At 38.0% G+C, this 17,782-nt stretch carries 19 protein-coding genes; 8 read left to right on the top strand and 11 right to left on the bottom strand.

What is annotated here, in order from left to right:
- Positions 1-5: 5 nt before the first annotated feature.
- Genes srlE through CEF16_RS21075 form a run of 4 tightly spaced genes read right to left on the bottom strand, consistent with a single transcriptional unit; the run spans position 6 to position 3,001 of the window.
- Positions 6-1,022 (bottom strand): PTS glucitol/sorbitol transporter subunit IIB, encoded by a 1,017-nt coding sequence (srlE, locus tag CEF16_RS21090; protein ID WP_091585922.1) that lies wholly within the window; start codon positions 1,020-1,022, stop codon positions 6-8.
- Positions 1,015-1,587, bottom strand: coding sequence for a PTS glucitol/sorbitol transporter subunit IIC (srlA, locus tag CEF16_RS21085; protein ID WP_091585920.1), 573 nt, complete (start codon positions 1,585-1,587; stop codon positions 1,015-1,017). Before srlA ends, srlE begins: the two co-directional genes overlap by 8 nt.
- Entirely contained in the window at positions 1,587-2,039 is a 453-nt protein-coding gene (locus tag CEF16_RS21080) for a transcriptional regulator GutM (protein WP_091585918.1), read from the bottom strand. The genes srlA and CEF16_RS21080 overlap by 1 nt, the downstream gene beginning before the upstream one ends.
- A complete protein-coding gene (locus CEF16_RS21075; protein ID WP_211295873.1) occupies positions 2,036-3,001 on the bottom strand; it encodes a sugar-binding transcriptional regulator in 966 nt (321 codons plus the stop codon). Before CEF16_RS21075 ends, CEF16_RS21080 begins: the two co-directional genes overlap by 4 nt.
- Before the next feature lie 363 nt (positions 3,002-3,364).
- Here CEF16_RS21075 and adhP point away from each other — a divergent pair, with 363 nt between their 5' ends.
- Entirely contained in the window at positions 3,365-4,384 is a 1,020-nt protein-coding gene (gene adhP / locus CEF16_RS21070) for an alcohol dehydrogenase AdhP (RefSeq protein WP_091585916.1), read from the top strand.
- Between the two features lie 61 nt (positions 4,385-4,445).
- Positions 4,446-5,966, top strand: coding sequence for an acetaldehyde dehydrogenase ExaC (exaC, locus tag CEF16_RS21065; RefSeq protein WP_091585914.1), 1,521 nt, complete (start codon positions 4,446-4,448; stop codon positions 5,964-5,966).
- Between the two features lie 70 nt (positions 5,967-6,036).
- On the opposite strand, the gene CEF16_RS21060 is transcribed toward exaC, so the two are convergent.
- From CEF16_RS21060 to CEF16_RS21035, 5 genes are all read right to left on the bottom strand, one after another.
- The gene (locus CEF16_RS21060) at positions 6,037-7,452 is read right to left on the bottom strand and encodes a sigma-54-dependent transcriptional regulator (RefSeq protein WP_091585912.1); all 1,416 of its coding nucleotides are present in this window, start codon (positions 7,450-7,452) and stop codon (positions 6,037-6,039) included.
- On the bottom strand, positions 7,449-9,110 hold the full coding sequence (locus CEF16_RS21055; protein ID WP_170032257.1) for an ATP-binding protein: 1,662 nt from the start codon (positions 9,108-9,110) through the stop codon (positions 7,449-7,451). Before CEF16_RS21055 ends, CEF16_RS21060 begins: the two co-directional genes overlap by 4 nt.
- Positions 9,111-9,124: 14 nt before the next feature.
- On the bottom strand, positions 9,125-10,270 hold the full coding sequence (locus tag CEF16_RS21050) for an iron-containing alcohol dehydrogenase (protein WP_091585908.1): 1,146 nt from the start codon (positions 10,268-10,270) through the stop codon (positions 9,125-9,127).
- 324 nt (positions 10,271-10,594) lie between these two features.
- Positions 10,595-11,257: an enoyl-CoA hydratase/isomerase family protein gene (locus CEF16_RS21045; RefSeq protein WP_342750507.1), complete on the bottom strand. Its 663-nt coding sequence runs from the start codon at positions 11,255-11,257 to the stop codon at positions 10,595-10,597.
- Positions 11,258-11,948: 691 nt separating this feature from the next.
- A complete protein-coding gene (locus tag CEF16_RS21035) occupies positions 11,949-12,872 on the bottom strand; it encodes an aldo/keto reductase (RefSeq protein WP_091586258.1) in 924 nt (307 codons plus the stop codon).
- A gap of 165 nt (positions 12,873-13,037) precedes the next feature.
- On the opposite strand from CEF16_RS21035, the gene CEF16_RS21030 reads away from it, so the two are divergent.
- From CEF16_RS21030 to CEF16_RS21020, 3 genes are all read left to right on the top strand, one after another.
- Positions 13,038-13,286: a hypothetical protein gene (locus CEF16_RS21030; RefSeq protein ID WP_091585906.1), complete on the top strand. Its 249-nt coding sequence runs from the start codon at positions 13,038-13,040 to the stop codon at positions 13,284-13,286.
- Positions 13,283-13,690 (top strand): retropepsin-like aspartic protease, encoded by a 408-nt coding sequence (locus CEF16_RS21025; RefSeq protein WP_091585904.1) that lies wholly within the window; start codon positions 13,283-13,285, stop codon positions 13,688-13,690. Before CEF16_RS21030 ends, CEF16_RS21025 begins: the two co-directional genes overlap by 4 nt.
- A gap of 208 nt (positions 13,691-13,898) precedes the next feature.
- Positions 13,899-14,486, top strand: coding sequence for a TetR/AcrR family transcriptional regulator (locus CEF16_RS21020; RefSeq protein WP_091585902.1), 588 nt, complete (start codon positions 13,899-13,901; stop codon positions 14,484-14,486).
- A gap of 203 nt (positions 14,487-14,689) precedes the next feature.
- Here the strand turns inward: CEF16_RS21020 and CEF16_RS21010 are convergent, their stop codons facing one another.
- Entirely contained in the window at positions 14,690-15,145 is a 456-nt protein-coding gene (locus CEF16_RS21010; RefSeq protein ID WP_342750491.1) for a redoxin domain-containing protein, read from the bottom strand.
- A gap of 266 nt (positions 15,146-15,411) precedes the next feature.
- Between CEF16_RS21010 and CEF16_RS21000 the strand changes: the two genes are divergently transcribed.
- From CEF16_RS21000 to CEF16_RS20995, 3 genes are all read left to right on the top strand, one after another.
- On the top strand, positions 15,412-15,591 hold the full coding sequence (locus CEF16_RS21000; RefSeq protein ID WP_091585894.1) for a small acid-soluble spore protein H: 180 nt from the start codon (positions 15,412-15,414) through the stop codon (positions 15,589-15,591).
- An 80-nt stretch (positions 15,592-15,671) separates the two neighbouring features.
- Entirely contained in the window at positions 15,672-15,833 is a 162-nt protein-coding gene (locus tag CEF16_RS23985; RefSeq protein WP_170032254.1) for a hypothetical protein, read from the top strand.
- 71 nt (positions 15,834-15,904) lie between these two features.
- Entirely contained in the window at positions 15,905-16,966 is a 1,062-nt protein-coding gene (locus CEF16_RS20995; RefSeq protein ID WP_175488362.1) for a sulfite oxidase, read from the top strand.
- Positions 16,967-17,111: 145 nt separating this feature from the next.
- On the opposite strand, the gene CEF16_RS20990 is transcribed toward CEF16_RS20995, so the two are convergent.
- Positions 17,112-17,675, bottom strand: coding sequence for a helix-turn-helix domain-containing protein (locus tag CEF16_RS20990; protein ID WP_091585892.1), 564 nt, complete (start codon positions 17,673-17,675; stop codon positions 17,112-17,114).
- Positions 17,676-17,782: the final 107 nt, after the last annotated feature.

Here is a 17,782-nt window from a genome sequence, read left to right as displayed (position 1 = left end):
AACTTTTATTCATACATACCAAAGCTTGCTAACCATGCAACAAAAACAGTCGGTGCCCCAGTAAGAAACCTTCCGTATAACACAGCAGGAACTCCAACTTCTACGGTTTCCGGTTCTGCTTCTGCTAACCCAAGGCCTACAGGAACAAAATCAGCTGCTGCTTGGGAGTTGATCGCAAATACAGCTGGCAAAGCAAATTGCGGCGGGATATTGCCTCTTCCAATCTCCACACCAATCAAGCTTCCAATGACTTGTGCGATAACCGCTCCCGGCCCAAGGAATGGAGATAAGAGTGGAAAGGATACAATTGCTGATAAGAGCAATAGACCCCATATACTTCCGGAAAGCGGTGACAATATATTCGCAAAAACATCTCCGATCCCTGTTTCTAAAATAAGACCGATAAGCATCGATACAAACGCCATAAAAGGCAGAATAGTCTTTATGACAGTGTCGATTGTATCCCGTCCAGCTTGGTAAAGTACGCCTACCACATTCCCCATTGTCTTTCCAATTTTCGTCATGAGGTTTTCGGAAGATTGTTCACTTACTTTTTTTGAAGTATCATAGCTTTTCTGGGGTGCTTGTTGAACTTCTTCTACTTCATCTTTAGGCTCAGCTTTGTTTATTTGATCATTATTCCCCTCTGTTGTTTGGACATTCTCCGGTTTAACACCCGAAACGTAAATATCTTCAGTTATAAATTTTGCTAATGGACCACTCGGTCCAGTCGACATTATATTAATAGTAGGAATCTGCTTTTTAGGATATAAACCTGCTCTAAGCGTCCCACCGCAATCTATGATGACACAAGCCATTTCCTCTTCTGGAACAGTTGTTTTAAAGCCATTAACAATTTCTCCGCCCGTCAAGTCAGCAATACGCTCGGCAACTGAAGAAATAGGACCTCCTGTAATGTTAACGATCTTATTTCTTTTTTCATTTGGAGCTATTTGTAACGGTCCGCCAAAACCACCTGAACCTCTCTCCACTTTTACAGTAGAATACTCTTCCTTAGGCATTGACACTTCCCCCTTTAACCGATTCAGATACTGTTGTTTTTAATTTCGTCTTTTGTTGTTTTTCTACGTAATGGACACAAATATCCGTAATCCAGCCGCGAAACATGTTCATAACTAAACCGACCAAAAAGTAACGAAGTGCTAAATCCGCTTGAGAAAATCCAAGCTGCTCAATCCCAGCTGCAACCCCTAAAAATACAAATAATTCGGCTGGGTTGACGTGTGGAAACAGTCCGTTCATAGAGTGACAGGAATAACTAGCCGACGCGTAATATCCCGGTTTATATTTTTCAGGCAGAAACCGGCCGAGGGATAAGGTCATCGGGTTTAATAGAAAGAAAGTTCCTAATGTTGGCAGCACCAAATATCTTGTAAAAATATTCCCGGATGACTTCATTGCTAGTTTTTCAATTCTTTCTTGTCCAATTAATTGAACGAGGCCGTTCATAGCGACAAGAAGCATAATTAACAAAGGAATAATATCTGTAACAAATCCCATAAATGTTTCGGCGCCTCGTTCAAATAATCCAATAAATCCTTCTGCTATATTAACTAGATAATCCATTATGAACTGCTCACCTCACCTTTTTTCTTTTGCATCACACTAAATAATTTCTCTAAAGGACTTTTCGGCTTCGGAACTTCACCGCCAGCCTGTATAATACGATACACATGCTGAGCATCTTCATACGCCTTTTTAGTAAAACGGTCCATCTGATTCAATGCCTTATTATCTGGTTTTAACAAGTGACTTCCCTCAAGGCTTTTCATATTCTTAAACCTCGCGAATACCGTAACTCCCTGCATTTTTCTAACTTGTTTAATACGAGTATTATTATCAATACTAATCAGTAAGACTACGCCGGTTCTTATGAGGCCTTTAGACCTTCCTATAGCTACTTTTCCATGCTTTCTCAATTCAGCATAATGTAAATTAAAATTTTTCACCTGCCAAAAGCCAAGAATGCATTGTAGAATAAACATAACGGCCACAATTGCAAGTAATACTAAAATCATCTATCTCCCTCCCTTTTCACATAATCTAAAATAGCTTGTGCGGTCAAATCATTCGTAATTAAATGGGAAATATATTCTCCTCTTAATGCTCCCGCGATAGATTCCACTTTTTCAGCAGATTCAGCAACACCAATGGAATAATTCATTTTTTCTAACTGTTCCAAATCAATAGCAATCGTTCGATCATCTATATCACTGCTTAGTTTTTCTCCATGAATGTTATAGAATCTTGAGCAAATATCTCCAATCGGTTGAAGCGCTCTCAACGTTTCGACATCTTTATCTCCCAAAAACCCGGAAAATACTAGATTTGAAGAACTAAGCGGGGCTCCAATACCAACAATTGCTATCGTTAAACGTTCCCATAACGATAAAATATCCTGAAAGTAATCGGATTCAAAAATCTCATTTCTACTTTGAACGGATGGCACAATAGCTGCAGCATCAAGGAAATGAGCTTTTCCGCTGTACGCTTTTGCGTGTGTATAAACGATCGTATTAACATGTTGGTCGACTGGCATTTTTCCCGGACCTCCAACAAGCGGAACAAAATCTACTTCTCTTTTCTTATAACGTTCTAGCTGATCAACCATGCTTCCCAATGTACTTCCCCACGCGAAACCGATCACATCTCCGTCTTTAATAATGTTATTAAGAAACGCGACAGCAGCTTTTCCTAGTGCTGATCTTTTTTCTTTGGAGCTCTGATTTTCAAAAGCAGGAACTACGATTGCTTCTTTCAAATTAAAATAATTTGCAAGCTCCGTTTCTAAAGCGACCTGTTCACTATAATCGCCCTTAATTGAAATTTGAACAATTTTTTTCTCTCGGGCCCGCTGCAGTAAACGAGTAATGGTTGTGCGGTATATCCCTAGTTTGTTAGCGATTTCATTTTGAGTAAGATTTTCCTCATAATACATTTTGGCGACCTTGATTAAACGTCTTTCTTCATTCCAATCCACAAACTCCCTCCTTCAACTTGCCTCTTGCACATATGTGCTTTTATTTAATCATATGTGCTTCCTTGTTCAATATATTAAATCATTCTTTTTTAAACAGTCAATCCTATTAATAAAATTATTTTAATTTGTGCAACCATCGCACATATGTGCAATAGTTTATTCAAGTGATAGGTGCCGTTTTTTCGGAACGTAATGCCGACATTTTGTTGGCAGTTTTCCTAACTTATTTTTTATAAAGGCAGGCATTTATCCAAAAAATTAGGGACCGTAACCGCATCTTTAAAACCGTATCTTATGTTAGATTTTTGGCACAAACCTTGCATTTTAAAAGTGTGTACAACAATAAAAGGAGGAATCCAAACGATGAAAGCTGCTATTGTAAATGAGTTTTATCAAAAACTAGAGATTAAGGATGTGCCAATTCCAGATGTAGGGCATGGAGAAATTTTAGTTAAGATTCATTCTTGCGGGGTATGCCATACCGATTTACATGCCGCACACGGCGACTGGCCGGTAAAACCAACACTTCCGCTTATTCCAGGTCATGAAGGAGTTGGTGTAGTAGAAAAAGTTGGAGAAGGTGTCACGTCATTAAAAACAGGAGATAGAGTCGGGATTCCGTGGCTTTATTCAGCTTGCGGCGAATGTGAATATTGCTTGTCAGGAAGAGAAACGCTTTGTCCGGATCAACTGAATGCAGGTTACTCTGTTGACGGCGCCTATGCTGAATACTGCAAAGCACCTGCTGCTTACACAGCTAAAATTCCTGATTCATTATCCTTTGATGAAGCTGCTCCATTATTTTGCGCGGGAGTTACTACTTACAAAGCTTTGAAGGTTTCTGAAGCTAAACCTGGAGATTGGGTAGCTGTTTATGGTATTGGAGGTCTGGGCCATGTTGCTGTTCAATATGCAAAAGCAATGGGACTTAAGGTTGTGGCTGTTGATATTCGTGATGAAAAACTGCAGCTTGCTAAAGATTTAGGTGCTGATGAAACAGTTAACGGAATGAATGAAGATCCTGCTGCAGCTATACATGATCGACTGGGCGGTGTACAAGCTGCTATTAGCGTGGCTGTCACAAAAAAGGCTTTTGAACAGGCCTATCAATCAGTAAAGCGTGGAGGAAGCCTGGTCGTAGTCGGACTTCCTAATGATGAGCTTCCTATACCTATTTTTGATACCGTTCTCAATGGCGTGTCCGTGAAAGGTTCAATTGTTGGTACGCGTAAGGATCTTAGAGAATGCTTAGATTTAGCAGCTGACGGCAAGATAAAAACAATGATTGAGACAAAAGAGTTAGATGACATAAATGATGTATTTGATCAAATGGAAAAAGGAGATATCAATGGCAGAATTGTTTTAAAAGTAAACCAAGATTAATGAGCTTATAAAGGGCAAAACTTTTCGTGCACCCTTCCCCTAAGAAAGGAGTCATATACTTATGCTTTACGCTAGTCCAAATACAAAAAATGCTCTAATTTCATTTCAATCAAAATATGAAAACTTTATAAATGGTGAATGGAAACCTCCAGTAAAAGGGGATTATTTTGAAAATGTCACGCCGGTTACAGGAGAAGCTTTTTGTGAAATTGCTCGTTCTTCCAAAGAAGATATTGAACGAGCCTTAGATGCTGCGCATAATGTCAAAAATGTTTGGGCTGCACACTCACCAACAGAACGTGCAAATCTCCTTCTTAAAATTGCTGATAGAATGGAAGACCATAAAGAAGAACTTGCTTTAGCTGAAACGTGGGACAACGGCAAAGCTATACGGGAAACTTTGAACGCTGACATTCCTTTAGCGATCGACCATTTCCGATATTTTGCTAGTGCAATTCGATCACAAGAAGGTTCACTTTCTCAAATATCTGACGACACTGTTGCTTATCATTTTCACGAGCCGCTTGGCGTTGTCGGCCAAATTATACCATGGAATTTCCCCTTGCTTATGGCTTCATGGAAAATTGCTCCTGCTCTTGCAGCAGGAAATACCATTGTATTAAAACCAGCTGAGCAGACTCCTGCTTCTATTATGATTTGGCTGGAAGTTATAGCAGACCTTCTCCCTCCAGGAGTCTTGAATATTGTTAACGGTTTTGGAGTCGAAGCAGGTAAACCATTAGCTTCAAGCAGCAGAATTCAAAAAGTAGCCTTTACCGGAGAAACCACTACGGGAAGGTTGATCATGCAATACGCATCAGAAAATATTATTCCCGTCACATTAGAATTGGGTGGAAAATCTCCGAACATATTTTTTGATGATGTAATGGAAAACGATGATGCCTATCTAGATAAAGCTGTAGAAGGATTTGTCATGTTTGCCTTAAATCAAGGAGAAGTATGTACTTGTCCTTCCCGTGCATTAATACAGTCTTCCATCTATGACGATTTTATGGAAAAAGCCCTTGCTCGGGTAGAAGCTATTAAGACTGGTCATCCTCTTGACACGGAAACAATGATGGGAGCTCAGACTTCTCAAGAACAAATGGAGAAAATCATGTCTTATCTCGATATCGGCAAAAAAGAAGGGGCAGAATGTCTTATAGGTGGAGAGAAACAAATAAAGAGCGGAGAGTTAGAGAACGGTTATTACATTCAGCCGACTATTTTTAAAGGTAATAACCGTATGCGGATTTTTCAGGAAGAGATATTTGGACCGGTTGTTTCTGTAACCACTTTCGATACTGCCCAGCAAGCTTTAGAAATGGCTAACAACACATTGTACGGTCTCGGGGCAGGGGTATGGACCAGAAATATTAACCAAGCATACCGCTTTGGCCGAAACATTCAAGCCGGAAGAGTCTGGACAAATTGTTATCACGATTACCCCGCTCATGCTGCATTTGGAGGATACAAAAAGTCCGGCATTGGCAGAGAAAACCATCAAATGATGCTTTCCCATTACCAACAAACGAAAAATTTACTCGTCAGTTACAGTGAAAATAAACTTGGATTCTTTTAAAAATGCCAATGAGGAGCAGTCGAAAGCCCAGTGACTGCTCCTTTCTGTGCCGAAAACGTCCATTTTCAGCTTAATTCTTTTCGTTCAATATATACCTTAATTTTCTTGGATTCACTCCCAATTTTTCAGCTGCTTCTTTTTGGCTGCCATTAGCGGTACGAAGTGCTTTTTTTGCAATTTCTCTGCTCACCTGCAATTCCGCTTTTTTCATATCTTCCATAACATGAGATAAATTCAAGGAATCTCCTCTGTCTATACTTTTCAATATTTCGGCCTTCCACTGAGCAGAAATTGGTCCACTGTCTGTTTCTATAAAATTGTTTTGACCCTTTACTTTTGAGACATTTAAAGGAATATATAAATGATTAGGAAGAATAACATTAGCATTATCCTCTAATTCTGCTGATCCTCTTAGCAATACATTTGTCAGTTCCCTAATATTTCCAGGCCATTCATGTTCATACAATAGCTCCAAAGCCTCTTCACTTAATGTAAGATGAGAGAGGCCTTCTTTATTCAAAATAAAATAGGAAATCTCTAACAAATCTTCTTTCCTCTCCCGCAAAGGCGGTATGGTTATCGTTACAGCTTCAAGTCTAAATAACAAGTCCTCCCTGAACCTGTTTTTTTCTACTTCTCTTCGTAAATTACGGTTCGTTGCAGCTAAAATACGTGCGCCTGTGCGCAGGATTTTTTCCCCGCCGACTCTCATAAATTCTCTAGATTCTAAGACCCTTAGCAATTTAACTTGAATGGGCATACTGGCTTCTCCAATTTCATCAAGAAGCAGTGTTCCATTAGAAGCAAGTTCGAAATATCCTTTACGGGTTTTAGCAGCTCCTGTAAATGCTCCGCTTTCATGACCAAATAGTTCACTCTCTAATATTTGTTCTGCGACAGCGCCGCAATTTAAAGCAAGGAAAGGTCCTTCATTCTGTTTCTTACTAGAAGCTTCATGTATATATCTTGCCATCACTTCTTTACCAGTCCCCGTTTCTCCATCAATCAATATGTTGAGGTTTTTTGTTGCAAACTTTGAGGCAATGCGTACAACCTCTTTCATGGACTGGCTTTTTCCAACTATTAATCCAGAATTTTTTGCAAGTTGAATGTAAGAGTCAATGTCCTGTTGATCTTTTTCAGGCTGAATCACTTTTTCTATAAGTGTTATGTCTTCAAAAGGCTTTTCAATATAATCTTCCGCTCCAAGCTTAATTGCTTCTACAGCGGTCTGTACCGTGCTGTATCCAGTCATCATCACTACTTTGCATGCTGGATGTGCTTGTTTTACTTTTTTTAGTAATTGTAAACCAGATACATCAGGAAGCTTCAAATCAATAAACGCAATTTCCAGGGAAGTACGCTTGATTGCCTTCTCTGTTGAGCTTTTATCATGCGCAAAGTATAACTGGTGACCTTTTTGATGAAATAAATGATGAAAAAAATCTAATATTTCTCTATCATCATCAATCGTAAGTATATTCATGGACTACCCCCTTCTTGTGGAAGCCAAAGGGTAAACTCACTGCCGCTTCCTTTTTTGCTGCTCACTAATATTGTGCCATTATGCGATTTAGAAATATCTAGGCTGACTGAAAGTCCAAGCCCGGTGCCTCTTTGTTTATATTTCGTCGAATAAAAAGGTTTGAATATATTCTTCATAACGTTTTCTTCCATTCCAATTCCATTATCTTTAACAGAAATGTAATTCCCTTTTTCCTGAGCATGCTCCATTATACCTGTCTCTATTGTTATGATTTTTTTACTTTCTTTTTTACTCAAAAGAGCATCTTTGGCGTTTAATAATAAATTAATTAAAACCTGTTCTATTTGATGCGGATTGCCTTTAATAGAAGGCAGGTCAGGAGCGAATTCTTTATTAATCGTAATTTGTTCTCTTTCAATTTGAAAACCAATTAAACTTAAAACATCTTCTGCTGCTTGTTGAAATGAACACTGTGTTGTTTCATTTTTTTCAGGTCTAGAAAAAGATAATAAATTTTTAATGGTTGTTTTGCAGCGATTCCCACTTCTCTCAATACCCTCGACTAAATTATAGTTTGCATTTTCTTGTCCCATTGAACGTTTCAGTAATTGTGTATTTCCTAAAATAGCTGTAAGCGGACTATTTAATTCATGTGCAACCCCAGCTGCCATTTCTCCGATGGCTGCCAGTTTTCCAGAATGCTCTAATTGTGCCTGTGTTCTTATTTTTTCTGTAACATCTTTTATGTAAATAACCATTCCAATGCTTGTTTGTTTTTCGTCGATTACGGGAAATGTTTGGATATCGCAAACTCTTTCTGGTTGTATCGTTAACTGATAGTTTTTCATTTCGTTCGTATAAAAGCTATCTTCAAAAGGACAGGGATGGTGAGATTCCCTGCATATCAATTCGTGGAACGAACTCCCAATCAATTCCTCTACATGAAAAAAATCATTAGCAGCTTTATTGCATCGTACAATCCGTTGATTTCGATCCGTTAATATTAAAATGTCAGCTACAGCTTGAAATGTTTGCTCCCATTCATCCCTTCCTTGCAGCACCGCTTGATATAACCTTGCATTTTCGACCAGGACCGCTAAATGATCAGAAAGCTGTCTTAAAAACTCTATATCAGATATGTCATAGTTTATTCTATCTTCACTGCCAAAGGAAAGAACTCCTACCAATTCTTCTTTCACAATCAAAGGAACAATACAGAGATGGTAAATGTTAATCCTAGCTAGGGCTATTTCTTCTTTAAAATGAATCGTTGATTCATCAAATTCGTGAATAACAATAATATCTCTCTCCGCAGCTTTCCAATATAGGGATTCTTCCTTTGGAAAAATAGTACCCGCCGGAAATGGTGCTAAAATATCAGGATACATACTTTGCAGTTGAAGTTCTCCGTCTATTAACAAGGAAAGACTGATCCGCTGCATAGGATACATATCATATAATTGGCTTATAACCCGTTCAAGTGATTCCTGTATAGGCCGGTGTACATGAAACCCTTTTGCGATGTCGCTCAAAACTTCTAATTTTTTATTTTTTCTTTCTAGTTCTGCAATCGTTCTTTTAAGCTCTGTATAATAACTCTTTTTGGAAGACTTTACACCAGTCAGCTTCTCAATGACTGCTTCCTTTTCGTGAAACATGCTTCTTCTCCTTTTTAATAAGCATTTTGTAATAATTGTTCGATGTCTTTCTTTGTAACATCTCTTGGATTTGTTACCATACATGCGTCATTAAGAGCAATGTCAGCCATAAGCTCATAATCAGGTTTTTTCAAGCCAGCTTCACGTAGAGTTTTAGGTGCTCCTATATCATCTGCTAAATTCCTAATAGCTGCAATTGCAGTACGTCCATAATCTATTCGTCTATCGCTGTACTCTTGTTTACAAAAAATAGTTCCAATATGTGCGAACCGTTCTGGTGCAGCAATAAAATTGAACTCCATGACATGAGGCAGTAAAATGCTGTTTATTTCCCCATGTGAAAGCTCATACTGCCCTCCGATTGCATGTGACATTGCATGAACTGCCCCAAGTATGGCATTCGAAAAAGCTAACCCTGCCTGCAAACTTGACATAGCCATTGCTTTTTTTGCTTCCAAATTTGTTTTTGAAGCTACAGAAGGGCGCAAGTAACGTTCTGCCAATTCCATTGAACGGATGGCTTGTACATCTGTTAACGGAGTCGCTGCTACACTTACATAAGCCTCAATTGCATGAGTTAACACATCTAGACCAGTGGCAGCTGTTAATAAGCTATCCTTTGTCATTAAAGTAAAGGGATCAACGATGGCAATATCCGGCACAAGTGATTTTGAAACAATCGTCATTTTCTTTTTTCTGGCTGGGTCTAAAATAATGGCAAATTGAGATACCTCTGAGCCGGAGCCGGATGTAGTGGAAATCATTATAGTTGGAGGAAGAGGCTTATTTATTTTATCAATGCCTTCATAATCTTCTATTCTCCCTCCATTGTTAACTAATACAGCTATCGCTTTGGCCACATCAAGTGCACTTCCCCCGCCTACTCCAAGTACAGCCTCACATTCATTCTCTATATAGATTTGTGCTCCTTTTTCTACTTCCTTAACTTGCGGATTTGTCGTCGCTTCAAAGTAGGATATATAAGTTAACGAAGCTTCAGTAAGACTATGTATTGCTTTTTCTGTCCAGCCTGCTTCAGCTACGCCTGGATCACTTACGATTAGTACTCTTTGAGCACCGAGGCGGAGAAAACTCTCGCCTGTTTGCTGTATAGCCTCTTCACCAAAGATAATTTCAGGAGCTATAAACTTCGTGATCAATGACCTCTTCCTTTCTAGTCAAAAGTAAGCTGAATAATTTTTAAGCGCTTTCATTACTAATTCATTCTCGCTTTCATAATAATTCTCCTTCTTACAGCAATTTTTTACAATGTTCTAAGAAAAGCGCAAGCGCCCTTATCAGCCCCAATATACCTTGATCCCGTAAGTATTAAAAAGGTTGTCCGTTATTGTGGACAACCTTGTACTTCCTTTTTCTTTTTTCCAACAGAGCCAGTCTTTGCTCATCTGCAGTTGAGAAAGAAAATACCTTTCCATGAAGCTGCTTCTTAACCACCAGGCTGCTTTCATTTTTGTTAACAGCCTTTAAACGAACGATGGCTCTCTTTTTTCTAAAAATGCTCTAGTTCCTTCTGTTTTATCATCTGAATCAAACAGTACTGCTTGGGATAGTTTTTCAATGGCAAGACCTGTTTTCATATCCGTTTCATATCCCAGATTGACAGAAAGCTTTGCTAGTCGAACGGCCAATGGTCCTTTAGCCAAAATGGAGCCAGCCCATTCTTTCGTTTTTGTGAGTAATTCATCGAGTTCTGCCACCTCACTAACTAATCCAAATTGGTATGCTTCTTCAGGCAGGACAATTTTACCGGAAAGAATCCACTCCATTGCTTTTCCTTTTCCGATTAATCTAGCTAATCTTTTCGTTCCGCCCGCTCCTGGAATAATAGCTAAATTCAGCTCGGGAAGACCGAGTTTGGCATTTTTCGATGCAATCTCGCAGGACATAGCAAGTTCACAACCTCCCCCCAGTGCTAAGCCATTAACCATGGCGATCGTAGGTTTTTCAAAACTTTCAATTTTATCATAAACTTCCTGCATGCCATTTGAGTGCAATATGTCTATGCTGGATTTTTTCTCAAGCTGGAAAATATCAGCCCCCGCCGCAAAAGACTTTTCTCCACTGCCTGTAAATACAACACATCCTGCTTCCTCATCTTGTCTTACTTGTTCAAGAGCAGCGAGTATTTCATCTAATGTATCTTTATTTAATGCATTCGCACTTCCGGTCGGTTAATGATAATAAACGCTACCTGTTCTTCTCTTTCTAGTAATATATAATTAAACTTCATTTGCCTCACTCTCCTAGTTATTATTTAGGAATACACGTAGAAACCTTTTCCTGTTTTGCAACCCTAATTCACCATTCTTTACTTTTTCTATGATTGTCTCTGCTGGTTTATCTTCTGGGTTTCCTGATTCTTCATAACGCTGCATACGTGCATAAAAATAATTCTCTCCTTTTTTGTCTCTATTTTTGTAATCGCTTTCAATATTTTAGTTTTTATGATTACAATTAAATAATTGCAATAAATATGCCAAACTGTTGATCTCAGATTAAAGTTGCCATTCTCTTTTTTCAAGGGTTTGAATCTATCTATTTATGCAAGTACGCCATTCCACACCTAATGAATGATGATTCATAGCTGCATCAAAATATGGAATAAACCTATATCAGTAATTAATTCAATTTAGAATTAATAATTCATAATTGAATGATTAAAAAATATCTTCTTTCATTAGGCGGTGTCAGCTTTTTCATATTCGAGATACCACAGTCCAGTCTTTGCATGACTGCACAATAAACCAGGATTCGTAATATATTTTCTTAAACTAAACAAAACTGCCTCTTCCTAAAAAAGGGGCAGCAGCTGTTCGATTATTTTATAACACTTTGTGTATGATTATCATTGACCATGACAAGCTCCGCAGCTTTTGCGTTTGATTCAACTTGTTTCGCATTTTTACACCCTGGAATAACAGATGTAACTGCAGAGTGTTTCAGACACCAGGCCAGTGCCCATTGCGCCATGGGAACGTCTTCTGGTACTTCATTTTTCTGGAGTTCTGATACGACTTCTAATTTTCTTCTCGTTTCTTCTTGATCGTGTCTATGACGCACATCATTTTCTGAAAACACCGCACCTGGCTTATATTTCCCGCTCAGGTAGCCGCTGGCAAGCGGAACGCGAGCAAGCACTCCTAGATTTTGTTCTTCACAAGACGGAAATACTTCTTCTTCAGGTGTCCGATCAAGCCGGTTATACACCACTTGGATGGTTTCCGCTCCTATTTGAGAAGCTTGCCTTGTTTGATAAATATCATCGTTTTTCTTAATAGATAATCCAACATGCTTAATTTTCCCGGCCTGTACCTGCTTGTCTAGCATGGTCCACAGGTCATCATTATTAAACTCTTCTCCTACACCTGAATGAAATTGATACAAGTCAATATAATCTGTACGCAGGGCGCGTAAAGAGGCGTCCAGCTGCTCAAGTACTTCGTCCGCTTTGTAATGACGGGTTCTGTCGTATAAACTATGAAATTTATGACCGAACTTCGTTGCAAGCACCCATTGATCACGATCTTTTTCAATCGCTTTTCCGATAAATTTCTCAGAAAGGTGGTCACCGTAACATTCTGCAGTATCAATGAAATTAATACCTGTTTCTCTTGCTTTATCAAAAATGGCATCTACTTCTGACTGGTTATATTCTCTTCCCCATTCGCCTCCAAACTGCCATGTTCCAAGACCTATAACTGAAACGTTCATTCCCGTTTTTCCAAGCGTCCGGTATTTCATCATCGTACCACTCCTTTTACATTCTCCCTTTCTAATATACTGTACTCTATTTCTTCATTCGAATCATTCGACTTGTGATCCTCCTGTAATTCTCTCTAGTAATAAAGAGCAGCATGATTTATGTGTTTATTTCCTTTATAATAGAAGAAAAGGAGGTGTCTCTCTATGAAATGGCAAAAAGTGAGAGATTTGTTTCCTGACCAATTTGTATTGGTGTCTATTTTAGACTATACCGAAGAATACGATAAAAAAATCGTCCACGAAGTATCGCCTATACGCTCTATTCCAGATAATGAAGCAAACAAAGAACTTTTCCGCGCTGAGCCGGGTACCATTGTTTATCATACATCTAACGAAGAATGTATTATTCATATAAGACGAGATCCATTTAGAAAGGTAGAACGCGTGCAATGAACCTGCAATTTGACGGAGAATTGCTGACTGTATCTATCACTGTCATTTATAGAAGATCCCTTCTCCACATTGACAATGTTATTATCGATACAGGCTCTTCTCATACTATTTTAACCCCAGATGTGCTTGAAAAAATCGGAGTCATTTATGAAAACGGTGATCCTGTTTATGAGGCATATGGAATTGGAGGATCTGCCCCTTTTTATACAAAAGTAATGGATGAAATACGTATCGGTCCATATGTTTTAACCAATCACAAAATTGACGTAGGCATCCTGCCAAAACATCATAATGGCTTATTGGGCTTAGATATTTTAATGCACAATGGATTTATGATTGATTTTCAACAGTTAATTCTCAAATCCCACCATTTTTCATTAATGAAGAAAAAAAATTCCTTTTGATTTTCTAATGTTGAATCCGTTGTTTACGTTTCTAATAAGCATTCCCCCTTATCCATATCCCATAAGAATAAACTCACCTGAAAAGTTATATGCAACCTTTAACTGTCTATTTAGACCAAGATTTCTTCTATTTATGTTTGTGGTAAGATATTACTACTACTAAAAAGAATGAACTCAATCTAACGAGTGGGGTAAGAGGTGAAAACGAATGTCATTGCGCGAACAAAAACTTCAAAGGAAAAAAGAAGATATTATTCGATCTGCCGCTACTATTTTGCAAGAAAAAGGGCTGCACGGTACAACGATGGAAGAAATTGCAGCTCAATTATTAATGACAAAGGGATCGTTATACCACTACTTTAAAAACAAAGAGGACTTGCTCTTCCAATGCCATAAAATTATTTTAGATACTAGCAATCAAAAAATCACAGAGATATTAGAAAGCAATCAATCCAGTATTCATAAAATAGAATCTGTGATCCGCTCTCATATTCATTTATCAACAGAAGAAAATGTAATCTTCAGCTTAATTGATAAACCGGAAAGTACCTTTTCGGGGCAAAATTTAGAAAAAGTTGTAAGTCAACGTTCCTATTACGCGAATTGTATCGATAAAATTCTTGAAGAAGGTGTGAATAACGGAGATTTTAAAAACATAAATATTAAGTTGTCCCGGTTAATGATTTTAGGCTCATTAAATTGGATTCAGCAGTGGTATCAACCGGATAGTGCAAACACACCAGAGGATATTTCTGATTATTTTGTCGAAAAATTAGTACAAACTCTTATAGCTTAATTGTAGAAGGTTTTAAAGCTGGGACTTTAAAAAAACACGGCTTGCCGCCGAGTCCTTATGGCGGAAGTCGCAGTTTTGCTTATCCTTTGATTCTTTAACAAAGTTAAACATTTCTAAAGTATAATATAAAAGACAAATTTCCTCACTTATAGCATAGGTGAGGAAATTGCCGTTTATATGACCATCAGCATTCTTTTTACCATCTATTTCCTGCATGCTGAAATGATTTCTTCATAATTATCTTTGTTGTTTGCATCAAATGCAGTATTGACATAAATAATTATTCCATTTTTATCAATTAAGAAGCAGGAACGGATCGCAATTTCGTCTTCTTGATTAAAAACGTCGTATTTTTTTACCGTTGTTTTGTGCCAATCAGCTAATAAAGGATACGGAAGGGTTCCAAGACTTGCTTCGAACACATTTTGTGAATAAATATGATCGACACTAATGCCTAAAATTTCTGTATCTCTTTCCTTTAACCTTTTATATTCCTCTTTCCAAGAGGTTAACTCTTTAATTCAGCCAGGTGTGAAATCTAAAGGAAAGAACACGATCAAAACATTCTTTTTTCCTTTGTAATCAGACAAGGAGATATCATGCTTGTCTGTTGACGGCAGTACAAAATCAGGTGCTATATCTCCTTGTTGCAGTCCCACATTCTCTACCTCCTTTTTCATATCTTTATGGATATGTTCCCTCTTTCCATCAGAAGTTAATCACACCTTTATTATATTATTGAAAAAAATAAAGGTGCTAAAAAATCCGAATACAACAGCAACTTTCCGCGCATACTGAGAACTGATTTGTTTAGAAAAACTCGGTTTGCCGCCAAGTCCAAATGGCGGAAGTCATAGTTTTGCTTATCCTTTGATCCTTTAACAAAGTGAAACTTTCCTAAAGTATAAACAAGGAGGAAAATCAAGTGAACGTCATGCGCGCCCAGGAAATTTCAGAATCACCAGTTATGGCACATGTTACGTATGATGGAACCCCGATTTATATTCAGCATGTAGACAAACAAAAGCATACCGCGAGAATTTATGCCCTTGACGAACCAGACAATGAACTCGAAGTTTCTTTGGATAGTCTAGAGGAGAGCTAAGCTTTTCATTCTATACACTTTCTTCTTTCCTGCATGGAAGGTTGGTTGATTCTTGTTTTGATGTAAAAGGAGGTGTGCACATGTTTGAAAATACAACGCCGCATGAAGCAGAGCAGATAGAAAAACAAGCTAAAAAAGATGACCAGAACGCCCACAAGGCTGAAGAAGCTGTTACTGAGTCTCTCACTCATATGAATCCGCAAAGACAGTACTCCGAAGATAAATCACAGAGCAAACGATAGAAATGACATATACTAATCAGCATACCACCCTTACAGGTAAAATAAACTATTTTATAAACGTAAGGGAGGGAATGCTGATTAATTATTATAAAAACAGACCCTATCTTATTACAAAAAGCTTAAGCCCGGAAAATCAGGAATCCCCTGTACATTTTTTACAACCCGATTTTATTTCTTCTGAGTACGTATATCGACGGAATCATTTCTCTTTTCCTGTCATAACACCTAAAAATTTTACTTTATTGATAAACGGACGAGTAAATAAACCTTTAACCTTTCACTATTTTGATCTTTTAAAGATGCCTGCTAAAACAATTGAAATGGTAATGGAGTGTGCTGGTAATAAACGAGCGAAATTTAAACCCAGGATTTACGGAGAGCAATGGGAAGATGGAGCCATCACCCACGGCCGTTGGAAAGGGATTCCTTTATTTCATCTTTTGTCATTCACGGAAGTTCAAGAAGAAGGACAAGAGATTGTATTTGAAGGCTTTGATGCGGGAAAACAAAAAGATAATAAAATTGTTCCATTTGCAAGAAGCCTACCGCTCCAAAATGCCTTACACCCAGATGTACTTGTCGCTTATCAATATAATGATCAGCCGCTTAAATTTAAACACGGGTTTCCCCTCCGTCTTGTCGTACCACAATGGTATGGAATGGCTTCAGTAAAATGGCTGAAGAGGATAACAGTAACAGACAGTCCATTTCATGGACCTTTTCAAACAATCGATTATGTATATTACTTCAAAAATAAAGAAAATAGAAACATCCCTGTTACGTACATGAATGTGAATTCTATTATTCAACAACCGCTTGATCAAACAATACGGAATAAAGGAAATCAATTGATCAAAGGAACTGCGTGGACTGGCCGTGGAAATATTACCGAAGTAGTGATTAGTTTCGATCAAGGTAAAACCTGGCGCCCGACACTTTTGAATAAATCATTAGCTGGACCTTATTCATGGGTAACTTGGCAGTATTTGTGGCAGGCAGACAAAAAAGGAGAATACAACATATGGATACGAGCTTCAGATTCTGCAGGAAGGATCCAGCCGACAAAACCGGTTTGGAATAAAAAGGGGTATGGTTATAATGCTATCTCAGAAGTTCATGTAAAAATTGAATAAGTTTTGGCTGCTCCATTCAGAAGAGGATAAGAATTTGCCATTTAGATTGGTTCCATACCCATTTATCACCGTAATAATACGAGAATGACCAAACATAACTCTTACTTGTAAAAACAATGTCACAAGCCGGCTTTGCTTCACAGTATCATGCATTGGCATATGTCATTACAAAGTGCAAAACAGCAGTCGAAGCCGTTGAGTTAATATATGCATGCTCTCTATCTCCATTAAATTTTATAGAATCATGTTGATTAAGATAAAACATTTCACCTTCTATATTGATCTTTACTTCCCCCTCCATTACAGTTACATACTCTACTACCCCTGATTGATGGGATCCTGGAAAGTATTCACTGTTTGGCTTTAAATAAGCTCTGTGCATTTCGATCGACCCGTAATGTGAAACATTAAACATCGGTTCAAGAGTGCATGCCTCGTTAGCGCTAACTACTTTATTCCCCGTGTTTTTTCGTGAGATTTTAACATGTTGTTCTTCACTAAGTAATACCGAAATGGGAATGGACAGCCCATTGGCTATTTTCCAAATAACAGTGAGAGAAGGATTTGCTTCTCCTCTTTCAATCTTTCCTAATGTCAACTTACTTACTTCAATCCGATCGGCCAGTTCTTGTAAACTCATCCCTCGTTCCTGTCTTATTTTTCTTAGTGTAGAACCAACTTGTTTCGCTAATGTTTCTGCGTTACTCATATTTAATAACTCCTTATAAGATGTAGTTTTTCTCTACTTAAAACGGTATAATATAATTAATTATTAATAAACTATACTATACCAATCATAGGATGAGAGAAAGGGTC

The organism is Alteribacillus bidgolensis, from assembly GCF_002886255.1.
In the GTDB taxonomy this organism is placed as follows: domain Bacteria; phylum Bacillota; class Bacilli; order Bacillales; family Marinococcaceae; genus Alteribacillus; species Alteribacillus bidgolensis.
This window is presented reverse-complemented; position numbering and strand designations above follow the sequence as displayed.